Consider the following 13,365-nt stretch of genomic DNA (forward strand, 5'->3'; position numbering starts at 1 on the left):
GCGCAACGATGAAAACCTTTCTTCGCGTCATTCTCATCCTCGCCGTTCTCGGCGTCGTCGGCCTTCTCGCCTTCATCTTCGTGCCGGTCCAGCGCACTGCCGCGGTTGCCCAGCTCCCGGCTGATTACAAAGCACCGGCAGGCAGTGGCGAATACGCCATGCGGGCCGGTGACTGCATGGCCTGTCACACCGCGGAGGGCGGCAAGCCCTTCGCCGGCGGCCGGCCGATCCACAGCCCGATGGGCACGATCTGGGCCACCAACATCACCCCGGACAAGGAAACCGGCATCGGCAATTACACGCTCGATGATTTCCGCGCGGCGCTCTACGACGGCGTTCGCAACGACGGTGCGCATCTCTACCCGGCCATGCCTTACGAAAACTATCGCAAGCTGACGGAACAGGACATCCAGGCCCTCTACCAGTATTTCATGACCGAGGTGCCTGCAGTTTCCAACAAGGTCGAGGAAACGGCACTGTCCTTCCCGTTCAACCAGCGCTGGGGCATTCGCGCCTGGAACTGGCTGGCGCTGGGCAAGCCGGGCTTTGAACCTGTTTCGCAGGACGAGCAGTTCAACCGCGGTGCCTATCTCGTGCAGGGCGCCGGACACTGCGCCGCCTGTCACAGCCCGCGCAACCTGCTGATGGCACAGGACGGTACCGACGAGAGCAGCGCTGCCTTCCTGACCGGCGGCGAGATCGACGGCTATACGGCACCTGACCTGCGCGGCCCGCAAAGCGCACCGCAGAAATGGTCCACCCAAGAGCTCGCGGCCTATCTTACGACTGCCCGCAACGCGCATTCCACGGCAACCGGCGAGATGATGCTGGTGGTGCGCGATTCGCTGCAATACATGACGCCCGAGGACAATCTGGCGATCGCAACCTACCTCAAGAAGATCGGCAGCACTGGTGGTTCCACGGCACCGGCAACGCCTTCGGCGGCGCCTGAAAAGGCCGAGGTTACCGACACCGAGAAAATGCTGACGGAAGCCAAAGCGGATATGCCGCTCGGTCCCCGCCTCTATCTCGACAATTGCGGTGGCTGCCACTTTGTCAACGGCAAGGGTGCCGCGGAAATCTTCCCGGAGCTTGACGGAAATTCGCTGGTTACCGCGAAGTCTTCAAAGGGCCTGTTGGATGTCATGCTGCACGGAGCGGAACTGCCTTCGACCAAGGACCGTCCCATGCGCGTGCGCATGCAGGGCTATAACGACCGCCTGAACGACGAAGAAGCGGCAGCACTTGCCACCTTCCTGCGCCAGGCCTGGCATAACGACGCTCCGCCGGTCACTGCGGAAGACGTCAAGGCTGTCCGCCGCTAGACCACGACATCAGACCCTGCCGGTTCGTAACTGGCAGGGTCTTTACACGTCGCCATGGGTGGCATCAGCCGTTGGCCGTTGCCAAGGCCTCCGGCGGCCCGAGGATCGCAATACTTCGCCGCGTCAGTTTGGCGTGATACATGCGCCGATCTACGAGAGCGACAAGAGCCGTTCTCGACCACTTGACCTCGCTTGCAAAGCCAAAACCCAGCGCCGCACCGACGCTCAGCGTTTTGCTTCCGATCGTGACGGCGGCCAGCACAGTGTCCATCATCACGGCGAGCCTCTGCTCCTGCATTTCACTGTCTCCCATGTCTGACTGGAACAGGAGGGCAAACTCGTCACCGCCCAGCCGCGAGACGAATTCGCCCGCTCTCAGGGACGACAACAGCCTTTTCCCGATAACCGCAAGCAACTCGTCCCCGACCGGGTGACCGTGCATGTCATTGACGATCTTGAAGCCGTTGAGATCGAAGATTGCGAGCCCGAACTCCTCATGGTTGGCGCGATCTTCGATAAAGTGAGCGATCCGTTGCTCGAACCCAAGACGGTTCGGCAGCCCGGTCAGGCTATCGGTGACGGCCGCGGCTCGCAACGCCTCTTCCTGTCTGATTTGCGCGCTCGTCTGTTCGGTGACATCGGTCAGCGCCTCGAGATCGTAGAGGTCGTTTCCGATCGTGATCCGGCGTGCGGAGATCATCACGGAAATCTCCCGCCCGTCACGATGCCGGATCTTGCCCGACTGCGCGGAGTAATACCCAACCTCGTCAAGGAGTTTGATCCTGGCAACACGGTCTGAGCCATCGACGATCAGGCCGACATCTGTCAGTTTGCGACCAACCAGTGCCGTTTCGTTCATCCCGACGAGGTCCATGTAAGCCTGGTTGACCCGCACATAAACGGAGTTTGGCCCGGCCATCGAAATGGCATAGGCAAGCGGAGAGATGTGAAACAGCGTCTGCAACATTCCGTCCAGCCCATCTCCGCCCTGTGTCACACTGGAAAAGAGTGAGGCTGCCGCCCGTTCATCCGAAAGCATCGGCCTAACCCTTATTCGCTTTAGGGAATTGCCACAGCAGGACGACCGGTGACGGCAAGAACCGCAGATCCACCCGATATTGCATGTCGCAGGTTCTGTCTGTCATCATTCCCTCGCCTCAACCTCGCCCGATGGAGAGGTTCGCGGCTGAAAAACCTCCAGCTAGTTTTGCGTCCACAATACGAGTCACAAACTCGACGACTTCCGTCATCTCTGTCCATTCGGCCCCGGCTGCTTGCTGTCTTGACCGATACCCTCGACGACCCGCAATCAACGTGAGCAATACCAGATCGAACTGCGCCGTATTGCCGATGTCCAGGTGCCCAAGATTCCTCCTGACCAAAAGGATCAGTTTATCGAGCGCTTGTGCGGTGGAGAGCCCGGCAGCCAGCAGTGCGAGTGGTATTGCGATCAGCATTTTCACAAAACTACCCTCATGATGTGGCGTACCGGGTCGCCATGCTCAGAATTCCGACCAGCCTTCATTGGCCGCCTTCGACCGCTGTAGTTTGCCAGGAAGCGACTGGATCATTTGTCGCGCAGGCGAAGCTGCAGGCGCATGCGCCCGACCGTTGCTTTGCCCTACCGCGCTTGGCGTCGTTTTGAACCCGGCGACAAGCTCGGAAAGTCTCTCGGCCTCGTTGGAGAGTTTTATCGTCGCCGCAGACGTCTCTTCCACCATGGCAGCGTTTTGCTGCGTGATTGTATCCATGCTGCCCACGGCAGAGTTGATTTCAGCTATCCCAGTCGCCTGTTCGCGCGACGACATGGCAATCGATACCATGTGTTCATCGATCGTCTGCACCTGTCTGCCGATGCTTCTCAATGCCTTGCCCGTTGTGTTCACAAGATCGACGCCGCGCGCGACATCCTGAGAAGATCTCGAGATGAGATCCTTGATTTCCTTGGCGGCCCGGGCTGAGCGTTGCGCGAGCTCCCGCACCTCCTGCGCCACCACCGCAAAGCCTTTCCCCTGGTCACCGGCACGGGCTGCTTCGACCCCCGCATTGAGTGCGAGGAGGTTCGTCTGGAACGCAATTTCGTCAATGACACTAATGATGTCGTTCATTTGTTTGGATGACTCGACAATGTCGCTCATCGCCTTGACGGCCTGCTCTACGATTTCTCCGGACGTTGCTGCCTCTGTTGCAGAGGCCGTTACGACCGCCTGGACTTCTGTCGTCCGGGTTTGAGACTGCCGCGCGATTGAACTGATCTGCTCTAGCGCTGCCGCTGTTTCTTCAAGCGCCGTGGCCTGCCGTTCGGTGCGCTTTGCCATTTCGTCGGTCGCAGTGGCGATTTCGGCCGACTGCGAGAGAACGAAGCCGACCGTGCTTGAGATCTCGGAAAGAGCACCGTTGAGGCTCGATACGGAATCGTTGAAATTATGCTTGAGCCCGTCGAAACTGACCGCGAGGGGCTGTTCCAAGGGCCGGGTCAGATCACCGCCGGAGAGAGATCTCAACGCACTTTCGAGGGCTGAGAGCGCTGTGTCTTGTTCCGCTTTCAGCGTCGCCTGCTCCGCTTCGGCCTTGGCTCTCTCGTCCGCAAGGACGTCGAGATAGACGGAGATCGCGTAATCCATGTCCACGAGGGCCGCTTTGACAACCGTCGTTACGTCGTCTCCGATCTTTTGGCGTTTGCCGCGCACCAGGAAACTGCCGAGCTCGTTATCGATGACGGCGCGCACGATGTTCTCGATCATCAACGCATAGCCGCCAATGTACCAGCGCGGTTGAAGCCCAAGCCTTGCATGGGCTTTGCCGATCATGGTGACTTCATCAACATAGGCTTCGTCGAACTTTGCCGAGGAAATCGTTTCCCAGTGTCGAGCCTGTCGTCCTTTTGCCTGGGTGATGTGATTTTCACCGGAAAAGTATTTGGAGGTTTCCGGGTGATGACGGACCTTGGCGTAAAACACATCGAGCGCGCTATCGAGCGACCCGTTAATGATGGGCGCCAATGCTGCGAGTGTCCTGCGCTGTGGATCACCAAGACCAGCGAAGTCCAGTCGGTCGTTAAGCGTTGCCTGTGCTGATTTCTGCGTACTCATGTATGTCCCCTGCTGCGGTCCCTTGGTAACAAGGCATGGTTGGTCTGCCCGCTAAAGCGAGTGCGATCTGTTGCTGACGGGAACGCAGTCCATCACCGGCGCGCGTGCTTCGAAGCCATCGCGGGGCAAGCAAGGGGGCTCAAAAACCCAGATGTCTACCGAACAGGTGTTAGACTGTCAGGTGGCGGCTGTTCCTGATCTTCACGGCCATAAAACCCTCATGGGTATGCGGCGCCACGGCGCCTATCTGGCACCACAAATCTAGGATTCAGGGGATAAAAAACCGTTAATAGTTCGCCCTATGCTATAGTAGCAGAACTTGATTTAAGCTGCGCCATCGTTTGACCGAGGCTAAATCTGGCAATCGTCAAGCATAGAGCCAAAAATACGAGTTTTTGCCTTAAAATTCATGCCGCATGTAAGCGCTGCTATGACCGGCAGCGTGCTCATTGCATTCTCAAGACAGCGGTCGATATTGACAGAAGAGAGCTGGGACATCGTCAAGGTCATTGCGTAGGGTCTAAGCGTAGGCAACCGCCACAGCTTCGTGAGTCTCTGCGACGGGACAGAATATGCTTTGCATACAGTCAAGAACCTGGCGGACGCCTTCCTCGTGAGAGCGATAGAAAACCGTCTGCGCTTGTCGACGCGCCGAGACGAGGTTCGCGTCCCTGAGAATCTTCAGATGTTGAGAGAGTGCCGATTGGCTGAGATTCACCGCCTTTGCGAGTGAACGCACGTCGCGCTCCCGATCCTGCACCAGACAAAGGACTTTGAACCGTGCGGGGTGCCCCATAACCTTCAGTAGATCGGCGGCGTCGCCCTCATCGAAGGGAAGAACTTCTCCCGACAGACCGATGTCCATAACGCCTCCAACCACCATTGAATAAAATCGCGTATCTTCATGGACCGAACCGAGTCCGGCGCCACATAAGCGAGAAGTAATACAAGCAAGATATAAGCTGCGGTGGCTAAGCATCTCCGCATTACGTCTCTGCTTCAATACGCAAATTGTACGTTATTTTATCGCAGTCCAGACGTTTTACGCATCTTAACAATACTTAACTCTGATAACCGCCGAATCTGTATTAAGGCAGATACGAAACGCGGTCTCGCCGCCCAATATACATTCAATGCTGGTGTGAAATGACAGAAGCAGACGCGTTGGAGATCCTGCGGATCTCTGTCTGGGCAATGCTCCTTGCTTCAGCGCCCGCGGTTTTCACCGCGATGGCAGCCGGCCTGGTTATCAGCCTTGTCCAGGCTCTCACGCAGGTCCAGGAAAGCACGCTGAGCTTTGCGCCAAAAATTGTTGCTGTCTTTGTAGCGCTGGCAGTGGCCGCCCCGTTCATAGGCGGCCAACTCAATCTTCTCGTTGTCGAGATTTTCTCTCATGTGCAGTCGGGTTTCTAGGCCGGCTGCGATCTCAAGAGGTCAGGCGTCTGCAGTCTCTCGCACTACGTCGAGCAGGAAGAACACGACCACATAGCGGGTCGCATAGGATCGGCCGCCCTCGGCATCGCCTGCGTCCGAACCTCCGTCGGCCGGGTGCCATTGCTGGTAGTGCGGATTGTTGGCGATCAGCGTGATCGCTTTGCCAGTACGGCTACCGCCAAGACGATAGCGTGTTTCCGCCAACGGCCAGACACGTTCGTAATCCTGTTGCGTGAGACGGACCTTAAGAGCATGGCGCGTTACCGTTTCGCCCTGCGAAACATCTCCCTTGCGGGCCACTGGAACCTCCAGCGAAACCTCCTCAGCCCCATCCAGTATGAAGTCGAATTCCTCAGGCCACGTCCGCTTCATGTAATCGCTCCTCCAAGCTATACCGAGGGTTGCCGACGACTGTATCGTCGTCTGCCGAGACAATATGCAAACATTATCCCCTTCTGAAAAGCATCAAACCGCCTACGGCCGCACTATTTCGTGAGGCTTGGCGCCGACAAAATGTCTTACCAGGCCGCCACAGGGAAGGCGTCGATCGGGATCTTCAGGTACCTCACGCCGTTCGCCTCCTTTGGCGGCAGCTCTCCTGCCATCAGATTGACCTGCAGGGCATGCAGCATCAGTTTCGGAAACGGCAACGTTTTGTCACGGCTGATGCGGGACTGGATAAACTCGTCACGCCCTGACCGGAGGTGAATGTTCTGCGCCTTCTGTTGCGCGACGGTGCTCTCCCAGAGCGCTTCCCGCCCGCCATGACGATAATCGTGGCCGGTGAACAGCCGGGTGTCGTCGGGCAAGTTCAGGATTGCCTCGATCGACGACCACAGATCTTCAGCGCTGCCTCCGGGAAAATCGGCGCGGGCCGAACCGCTGTCGGGCATGAACAGCGTGTCGTGGATGAAGGTCGCATCACCGACCAGATACGTGATCGATGCCAGTGTGTGGCCGGGCGAATGCATGACGCGGCCCTCGATCTCACCGATCATGAACCGGTCGCCATCCGAAAACAGCCGGTCCCACTGGGATCCGTCGGTTGGCATCGCCGGCGCATTGTAGATGTCCTTCCATAGCGCCTGGACCTTGACCACGTCGGCGCCGATCGCGGTCGGCGCGCCGGTCTTCGACTTGAGGTATGCTGCTGCGGTGAGATGGTCTGCATGGGGATGCGTGTCGAGGATCCACGCGACGTCCAGTCCCTGCATTTGGATATGTGAAAGGAGCGCATCGGCGTGACGCGTGGCCGTGCTTCCGGATTTCTCGTCGTAGTCGAGAACCGGATCGATGATGGCGCATTTCTTCGTGGCCTTGCAGCTTACGACATACTGGATGCTGCCGCTACGCGCGTCGTAAAAACCAGCGACTTCGGGTTGGGCACTCATGGTGTAAAATCCGGCTTGTCAAACGCCTACACTGGCGCGGCTCTATGATGGTCTGGCCACAGGATGTCCACGAGGCAGGTCTGATCGCAGCAACGCTGTGACAGCGGGCAAGACGAGGACATCAAGCGTCACGGCGGCCCCTCCTAAGTCAACCTCTCACGAACGTCAACTCGGAGCCCTTTGCCGCAATCTTGCTTACCAAGCGATAGGGCCAACCCGATAAGCCGCGCCATTGGATCGAGACCAGCCGAGCAGTTGTTCGCGCGTGGCAACGCGCTTGATTTTGCCCGTCGCAGCCATAGATCCACATCGTTGGCCGGCAAACAAACTGGTTGTGCCTGTGGCGCATGTCTCGGCGACCCTGGATGCGGCTGATGTGTGGTTCCGTTTGGCAACTGCGAGTACTTCCGCGGGGAGTACGGTTGCCTCGAGATCACGCGGGATCGGCAACCGACAGGATGAGCATATGCACAATCTTATCAGACATCTCAGCTTGCACTTAATCACATGCCTTTTCGCGATCGGCGTCGTATCGCAGGCCCTCGCCGCTCCCGATGTCGTCAAAGTCGGGCCGGATCATTACCAGGGGACATGGCTGGAAATCGGGAGGACCCCGATGTTCCTGACCGACGGCTGTGTTGCCGGTTATTCCACCTACCGCAAGGGCAAAACGCCTGACACGGTCATGGTCGAAGACGGTTGTCGTGTCGATACTCCAAACGGTCGCCTCAAAACGATCAATGGGACCGGGAAGATCCAGGATTACGGAACGACGAACGCAACGATGCGCGTCCGCTATCCACTGTTCATCACCTTCACCTACCGCGTGCTCTACAAATCGCCGGATAAATCCTGGTTCATCAGCGCCAACCCGTCGATGTCGGACCTGTGGATCTATTCGCGAAACGTACCATCGAAATCCAAGCTCAACCGCATGGTGCGCAAGGCGAGCGAACTCGGCTACGACGTAAAGAAGCTGGAATTTCCGCCAGCCCGCTAGGCTGACTGGAAAGCGTCCGAACGGTTTGGCGTCCACGCGACAAGACAACCGTTCGGAACGCGAGCTTCGCTGCGGCTTCGAGCCTTGGTTTTATAAAGCTCGGCCCCTACCCTGCGACCAGCTTGAGAGACCGAATGGAATTCTGGGATCGAGCGCGCGGGCTTCGTCACGCAGATTGTTTTCGGCCAATATTTCAATAATCCTTGAAGTCTTGAATAATTATTGTTCTATAGCCTTTACAGGGCTTTGAAAGCCGGGCAAGCGCCCGCGCCTGATCACTATTGGACAAGGAACGAACTGGTGAACGAGCGACAGGTCCTTGATGCGTTTGGCGCACTGTCACAGCAGACCCGACTGCAGGTCATTCGCAAGCTCGTCGTCGCAGGCCCGGGCGGACTGGCGGCGGGTATGATTGCCGACGCTGTGAACGTGTCGCCTTCCAACATTTCTTTTCATCTCAAAGAACTGGAACATGCGGGCCTGATCAGCGCTCAGCGGGAGTCACGCTCCATCGTCTACAGCGCGAATTTCGAGACCCTCAACGGCCTCGCCCATTTCCTGATGGAGAACTGTTGTTCGGGCCAATCTGATGCCGGTTGCGGGCCTACAGAACTCGCAGGGTCTGCGTTATAGGAGCCCCAAATGCGAACGTTTCAATTTTTTTCGATGGAGTATCCAAATGGCTGATCTGCCAGCCGCCTCGCTTGATCTTATTTCCCAGCCCGACCTTGAGGCACTTCGCCCACCCTATTCGCAGCACAAGCCGCGGATCCTGATCCTCTATGGATCGCTGCGGAAGATTTCGTTCAGCCGTCTTTTGGCGGAAGAGGCATCACGGCTCCTCGAGCACCTTGGATGCGAGGTGAAGATCTTCAACCCCGAAGGTTTGCCCCTACCAGATGGCGCACCCGATACGGATCCGAAGGTTCAGGAATTGCGGGCGCTTTCTCTCTGGTCGGAAGGCCATGTCTGGGTCAGCCCCGAGCGGCACGGTGCGATGACCGGCATTATCAAGGCGCAGATCGACTGGATCCCCCTCACGACCGGTTCGGTGCGACCGACGCAGGGCAAGACGCTTGCCGTCATGCAGGTTTCCGGTGGCTCGCAGTCCTTCAACGCGGTCAATCAGTTGCGCATTCTCGGTCGTTGGATGCGGATGATCACCATTCCGAACCAGTCGTCGGTTGCCAAGGCATGGCAGGAGTTCGACACGGATGGCCGCATGAAACCCTCGGCCTACTACGATCGCGTCGTCGATGTCTGCGAGGAACTGGTCAAATTCACACTGCTGACCCGCGATGCGTCCGACTACCTGACAGACCGCTATAGCGAGAGGAAGGAAGAGGCCGCAAAGCTCGAACAGCGCGTGGATCTGAAGTCGATATGAGCGAGCGGCCGCCGATCGGCACTATCCTTGCCCTGGGCCTCACCCAGATCATCGGCTATGGAACTCTCTATTACAGCTTCAGCATTCTTGCACCCGATATGGCGCGAGACCTGAACTGGTCGACGGAGTGGATATTTGCCGCACTTTCGGCGGCACTTCTTCTGGGCGGCTTGACCGCTCCCTGGCTCGGCCGGGCCATTGATCATTTTGGCGCAGGACGGGTGATGACGGCCGGATCCGCGATTGCCGCGGCAGCGCTGGTCGCTTGTGCCTATGCGCCGGGCAAGAGCGGCTTCGTCGCCGCTTTGATCGTGATCGAGATCGCCGCCAATCTCGTACAATATGGCGCGGCCTTTGCGCTGCTGGTGCAGGCAAGCCCCCGCACCGCCCAGCGCAGCATCACCTATCTGACCCTCATCGCCGGCTTCGCCTCGACGATCTTCTGGCCCATCACAACGGCTCTGCACGCCCATCTGTCCTGGCAGAATGTCTACCTGGTGTTTGCCGGGCTCAATCTGCTCGTCTGCCTGCCTCTGCACGCCTGGCTGTCCTACGGCCTTGCCCAGGGGAAGTCGCAGAAACAGAACGGCACGGCGCAAGTCGTCGAAGGGTGCCTCAGCCCGGACGTCCGGCAGTTCGGGTTCAAGCTGATGGTGGTGGGGTTCTCTTTGCAATCTCTCGTCAGTGCGGCGATCCTGGTGCATATGGTGCCGCTGTTGTCGGGTCTTGGCCTTGGGGCCACTGCCGCCATTGTCGGCACGCTGTTTGGTCCGTCACAAGTGCTGAGCCGGTTTGCCAATATGGTGCTCGGCGGCAATCTGCCGCCGCTGGCTTTGGCAACGATTGCCGCCACGTTGATCCCCGGGGGTGTATTGATCCTCACCCTCACCGCTCCGTCGGTGACAGGCGCCATGGCGTTTGCCGTTGTCTTCGGTTTGGGCAACGGTCTTTTCAGCATCGTCACCGGCACCCTGCCGCTGATGCTGTTTGGCAGCGCTGGCTACGGCAGGCTGCAGGGCAAGGTCATGGCCGCACGATTGATCCTGTCCGCGACCGCACCGTTTGCGCTGTCGTTTGCCATGGCCCATTTCGGCACGCTGTGGTCACTGACCATCACAACAGCGCTCGGGGCCTGTGCGATTGTCGCCTTCGTCGGGATTGCGCGACTGGAGCGCCGTCAAAAGTCTGGCGATCATCTCGCGAGCCGTCCGGCCTGAACCAGTACGCCGGGTCCGTGCGTCCTTCGGTGCCCGCTAGGAGCGCTACACGGCCGGGCTTCCTGCCGATTTGGCAAAATATCTGCGGCCCATCCACAGTGCCATCTGTACCAAAAGGATCAGCACAGGCACCTCGACGAGCGGGCCGATGACGGCCGCAAATGCGACCGGGGACGCCAGGCCGAACGCGGCAATGGCAACCGCGATGGCCAGCTCGAAGTTGTTGCCGGCCGCAGTAAAGGCAACCGCTGTCGTGCGCGGATAATCTGTCCCCACCGACCTCGCCATCCAAAAACTGACAAGAAACATGATGAGAAAGTAGATCGTCAGCGGAATGGCGATCATCACCACATCGCCCGGCAGGCGGACCACGTCTCCGCCCTTCAGGCTGAACATGGCGACGATCGTGAACAGAAGGGCGGCCAGGGTCATCGGGCTGATCTTCGGGAGGAAGACATTCTCGTACCAGTCCCTGCCCTTGCTCGCGGTCAGCAAGCGGCGCGACAGATATCCCGCGAGGAACGGAATACCGAGATAGATCAACACCGCTTCCGCAATCGTCCAGAACGAGACGTCAATCACACTGCCTTCAAGACCAAACAGCGGAGGCATGACGGACAGGAAGAACCACGCATAGACGCTGAAAAACAGGATCTGGAAAATCGAATTGAAGGCAACGAGACCCGCGACATACTGGTTGTCGCCCCGGGCAAGCTGGTTCCAGACGAGAACCATTGCAATGCAGCGGGCAAGACCGATCAGGATGAGGCCGGTCATGTATTCCGGATAGTCCCGCAGGAAGGTCACCGCCAGCGCGAACATCAGCACCGGACCGATAATCCAGTTCTGCAGGAGAGAAATCGCCAGAACCCGCTTGTCGGCAAACACCTGAGGGAGTTCCTCAAAACGCACTTTCGCCAGAGGCGGATACATCATCAGGATGAGGCCGATTGCAATCGGAATATTGGTGGTGCCGACGGACAGGCTGTCGAGCGCTGCGGGCAGGCCGGTAAAGACAGTTCCGAGCAGCACACCCAGTGCCATGGCGGCAAAAATCCAGACGGTCAGATAGCGGTCGAGGAACGACAGACGCAGTGTTGGTTCTTCGGGACGCATTTGCGACCTCCTTGGCAGATAGACATCGTCCGCAGCCTTGCCATGAAGACTGGGGCCGCACGGGTTCGGCTTGAATGGCGTGCGTCAGACGACGCGACGACCGGCCTGATCGACGACGACTTCGCCATCTTCCTTGGCAAACGCAGCCTGCTGGCCAGCTGGAAGAATATCCAACACCGCTTCCGATGGTCGGCACAGCCTGACACCGGCAGGCGTGACGACGATTGGACGGTTGATCAGGATGGGATGGTCCATCATGGCATCGACCAGTTGCTCATCGGACAAGGAAGGGTCGCCCAAACCGAGTTCGGAAAATGGCGTTCCCTTTTCGCGAAGAAGATCGCGCACTGAAATTCCCATCCGGTCGATCAACTGCTTAAGCAGCGCGCGCGCTGGCGGGGTTTTGAGATACTCGACCACATGGGGTTCGATGCCGGCGTTGCGGATCATCGCAAGCGTGTTGCGCGAGGTCCCGCAGTCCGGGTTGTGGTAGATGACGATATCGATAGGGTTAGTCATGCGACGTCAGGCCTTTTGTTTGTCGATCCTTCGAGCTGACCGATTTCCTGAAGCTTGGCGGTCAAGCTTATCCTTTCGAGGCTTTGCAAAGGCAGCGCGGCGAAAGCCGCAATACGCAGCTTCATGTAGCGAAGCGCTGTGGTGAAGGCGATGCGCTTTTCCGCGTCGGTCCCCTCCACCGCAGCAGGATCCTCGATACCCCAATGGGCGGTCATCGGTTTTCCCGGCCAGACCGGGCAGGATTCGCCAGCAGCGTTGTCGCAGACCGTAAAGATAAAATCTAATTGCGGAGCCTCGGCACCCGCAAACTCGTCCCAACTTTTTGACCGAAGTCCCTCCGTGGGAAACTTGTGGCCAACAAGCACATCGAGCGCCATTGGGTTGACGTTGCCTTTAGGCTGGCTTCCCGCCGAGTAGGCATTGAATTTCCCAGCGCCAATTTTTCGCAAAACACTTTCCGCGAGGATCGATCTCGCAGAGTTGCCGGTGCACAGAAACAGGACGTTGAATGTCTTGTCGGTCATGAGAGCGCCTTTTCCGGAGGGCAGCACGGGGTGAGTTCCGCAATCAGCGGCGCGCAGAGCTCTGCGTTTCCGCCACAGCAGTCCTTGAGAAGGAAGAGCACCAATTCCCGTAACGTCTCCATCTCCACACGGTAGGTAACGACGCGGCTTTGGCGCTGCGAAGAAACAAGACCCGCGCGTGACAAGATGTTGAGATGCGCAGACATCGTGTTTTGTGGCACCGCGAGCGCGCGCGCTATGTCACCTGCGGGCAGTCCATCCGGTTCATGCCTGACAAGCAGGCGAAAAGCTTCGAGCCGGGTTGGCTGAGCAAGCGCAGCAAGGGCGAGAATAGCGACTTCTGATTCCATATATCCAGAA

Annotated in this window: 16 protein-coding genes; 6 read left to right on the forward strand and 10 right to left on the reverse strand. The window is 58.4% G+C overall.

The features are described from left to right. Positions 1–8 precede the first annotated feature (8 nt). A complete protein-coding gene (locus ACQY1J_RS01575; protein ID WP_430249834.1) occupies positions 9–1,325 on the forward strand; it encodes a c-type cytochrome in 1,317 nt (438 codons plus the stop codon). A 64-nt stretch (positions 1,326–1,389) separates the two neighbouring features. Here ACQY1J_RS01575 and ACQY1J_RS01580 read toward each other — a convergent pair whose 3' ends face one another. The 4 genes from ACQY1J_RS01580 to ACQY1J_RS01595 form a co-directional block, all read right to left on the reverse strand. Continuing rightward, entirely contained in the window at positions 1,390–2,364 is a 975-nt protein-coding gene (locus tag ACQY1J_RS01580) for a GGDEF domain-containing protein (RefSeq protein WP_430249836.1), read from the reverse strand. 118 nt (positions 2,365–2,482) lie between these two features. Continuing rightward, positions 2,483–2,788 carry a hypothetical protein gene (locus ACQY1J_RS01585; protein ID WP_430249838.1) on the reverse strand — a complete coding sequence of 102 codons (306 nt, stop codon included), beginning with the start codon at positions 2,786–2,788 and terminating at the stop codon, positions 2,483–2,485. Positions 2,789–2,827: 39 nt separating this feature from the next. Further along, positions 2,828–4,417, reverse strand: coding sequence for a globin-coupled sensor protein (locus tag ACQY1J_RS01590; RefSeq protein WP_092663004.1), 1,590 nt, complete (start codon positions 4,415–4,417; stop codon positions 2,828–2,830). 520 nt (positions 4,418–4,937) lie between these two features. Next, on the reverse strand, positions 4,938–5,282 hold the full coding sequence (locus ACQY1J_RS01595) for an ArsR/SmtB family transcription factor (RefSeq protein WP_092663462.1): 345 nt from the start codon (positions 5,280–5,282) through the stop codon (positions 4,938–4,940). A gap of 281 nt (positions 5,283–5,563) precedes the next feature. Here ACQY1J_RS01595 and ACQY1J_RS01600 point away from each other — a divergent pair, with 281 nt between their 5' ends. Beyond that, positions 5,564–5,830, forward strand: a complete 267-nt coding sequence (locus ACQY1J_RS01600; protein WP_430249840.1) for a flagellar biosynthetic protein FliQ — start codon at positions 5,564–5,566, stop codon at positions 5,828–5,830. Between the two features lie 21 nt (positions 5,831–5,851). Here the strand turns inward: ACQY1J_RS01600 and ACQY1J_RS01605 are convergent, their stop codons facing one another. Both ACQY1J_RS01605 and ACQY1J_RS01610 read right to left on the reverse strand, forming a co-directional pair. Then, positions 5,852–6,223: a hypothetical protein gene (locus ACQY1J_RS01605; protein WP_430249842.1), complete on the reverse strand. Its 372-nt coding sequence runs from the start codon at positions 6,221–6,223 to the stop codon at positions 5,852–5,854. Positions 6,224–6,369: 146 nt separating this feature from the next. Next, complete coding sequence (locus tag ACQY1J_RS01610; RefSeq protein ID WP_174197741.1) at positions 6,370–7,242, reverse strand: MBL fold metallo-hydrolase; 873 nt, start codon at positions 7,240–7,242, stop codon at positions 6,370–6,372. A gap of 466 nt (positions 7,243–7,708) precedes the next feature. On the opposite strand from ACQY1J_RS01610, the gene ACQY1J_RS01615 reads away from it, so the two are divergent. The 4 genes from ACQY1J_RS01615 to arsK all read left to right on the forward strand — a co-directional run bounded on the left by ACQY1J_RS01615 (position 7,709) and on the right by arsK (position 10,846). Beyond that, positions 7,709–8,242, forward strand: coding sequence for a lipocalin family protein (locus ACQY1J_RS01615; protein ID WP_430249843.1), 534 nt, complete (start codon positions 7,709–7,711; stop codon positions 8,240–8,242). Between the two features lie 300 nt (positions 8,243–8,542). Next, entirely contained in the window at positions 8,543–8,875 is a 333-nt protein-coding gene (locus tag ACQY1J_RS01620) for a metalloregulator ArsR/SmtB family transcription factor (RefSeq protein WP_113111623.1), read from the forward strand. Between the two features lie 46 nt (positions 8,876–8,921). Further along, positions 8,922–9,629, forward strand: coding sequence for an arsenical resistance protein ArsH (gene arsH / locus ACQY1J_RS01625; protein WP_184655801.1), 708 nt, complete (start codon positions 8,922–8,924; stop codon positions 9,627–9,629). Next, entirely contained in the window at positions 9,626–10,846 is a 1,221-nt protein-coding gene (arsK, locus tag ACQY1J_RS01630; protein ID WP_430249845.1) for an arsenite efflux MFS transporter ArsK, read from the forward strand. The genes arsH and arsK overlap by 4 nt, the downstream gene beginning before the upstream one ends. A gap of 45 nt (positions 10,847–10,891) precedes the next feature. Here arsK and arsB read toward each other — a convergent pair whose 3' ends face one another. From arsB to ACQY1J_RS01650, 4 genes are all read right to left on the reverse strand, one after another. Then, entirely contained in the window at positions 10,892–11,962 is a 1,071-nt protein-coding gene (gene arsB / locus ACQY1J_RS01635; RefSeq protein WP_430249847.1) for an ACR3 family arsenite efflux transporter, read from the reverse strand. A gap of 84 nt (positions 11,963–12,046) precedes the next feature. Next, on the reverse strand, positions 12,047–12,481 hold the full coding sequence (gene arsC, locus ACQY1J_RS01640) for an arsenate reductase (glutaredoxin) (RefSeq protein ID WP_113111431.1): 435 nt from the start codon (positions 12,479–12,481) through the stop codon (positions 12,047–12,049). Then, entirely contained in the window at positions 12,478–13,005 is a 528-nt protein-coding gene (locus ACQY1J_RS01645) for an arsenate reductase ArsC (protein ID WP_062577942.1), read from the reverse strand. The genes arsC and ACQY1J_RS01645 overlap by 4 nt, the downstream gene beginning before the upstream one ends. Beyond that, positions 13,002–13,355 carry an ArsR/SmtB family transcription factor gene (locus tag ACQY1J_RS01650; RefSeq protein WP_092662990.1) on the reverse strand — a complete coding sequence of 118 codons (354 nt, stop codon included), beginning with the start codon at positions 13,353–13,355 and terminating at the stop codon, positions 13,002–13,004. The genes ACQY1J_RS01645 and ACQY1J_RS01650 overlap by 4 nt, the downstream gene beginning before the upstream one ends. Positions 13,356–13,365 lie beyond the last annotated feature (10 nt).

The sequence above is a fragment of the Neorhizobium sp. DAR64860/K0K1 genome (assembly GCF_050500205.1).
Lineage (GTDB): Bacteria > Pseudomonadota > Alphaproteobacteria > Rhizobiales > Rhizobiaceae > Neorhizobium > Neorhizobium soli.

Excerpts from the sequence above, each read along its gene's own strand:
- ACQY1J_RS01575 (WP_430249834.1), top strand. The coding sequence starts at position 9 with ATGAAAACCTTTCTTCGCGTCATTCTCATCCTCGCCGTTCTCGGCGTC.
- ACQY1J_RS01580 (WP_430249836.1), bottom strand. The coding sequence starts at position 2,364 with ATGCTTTCGGATGAACGGGCGGCAGCCTCACTCTTTTCCAGTGTGACA.
- ACQY1J_RS01590 (WP_092663004.1), bottom strand. The coding sequence starts at position 4,417 with ATGAGTACGCAGAAATCAGCACAGGCAACGCTTAACGACCGACTGGAC.
- ACQY1J_RS01595 (WP_092663462.1), bottom strand. The coding sequence starts at position 5,282 with ATGGACATCGGTCTGTCGGGAGAAGTTCTTCCCTTCGATGAGGGCGAC.
- ACQY1J_RS01600 (WP_430249840.1), top strand. The coding sequence starts at position 5,564 with ATGACAGAAGCAGACGCGTTGGAGATCCTGCGGATCTCTGTCTGGGCA.
- ACQY1J_RS01605 (WP_430249842.1), bottom strand. The coding sequence starts at position 6,223 with ATGAAGCGGACGTGGCCTGAGGAATTCGACTTCATACTGGATGGGGCT.
- ACQY1J_RS01610 (WP_174197741.1), bottom strand. The coding sequence starts at position 7,242 with ATGAGTGCCCAACCCGAAGTCGCTGGTTTTTACGACGCGCGTAGCGGC.
- ACQY1J_RS01615 (WP_430249843.1), top strand. The coding sequence starts at position 7,709 with ATGCACAATCTTATCAGACATCTCAGCTTGCACTTAATCACATGCCTT.
- arsH (WP_184655801.1), top strand. The coding sequence starts at position 8,922 with ATGGCTGATCTGCCAGCCGCCTCGCTTGATCTTATTTCCCAGCCCGAC.
- arsK (WP_430249845.1), top strand. The coding sequence starts at position 9,626 with ATGAGCGAGCGGCCGCCGATCGGCACTATCCTTGCCCTGGGCCTCACC.
- arsB (WP_430249847.1), bottom strand. The coding sequence starts at position 11,962 with ATGCGTCCCGAAGAACCAACACTGCGTCTGTCGTTCCTCGACCGCTAT.
- arsC (WP_113111431.1), bottom strand. The coding sequence starts at position 12,481 with ATGACTAACCCTATCGATATCGTCATCTACCACAACCCGGACTGCGGG.
- ACQY1J_RS01645 (WP_062577942.1), bottom strand. The coding sequence starts at position 13,005 with ATGACCGACAAGACATTCAACGTCCTGTTTCTGTGCACCGGCAACTCT.
- ACQY1J_RS01650 (WP_092662990.1), bottom strand. The coding sequence starts at position 13,355 with ATGGAATCAGAAGTCGCTATTCTCGCCCTTGCTGCGCTTGCTCAGCCA.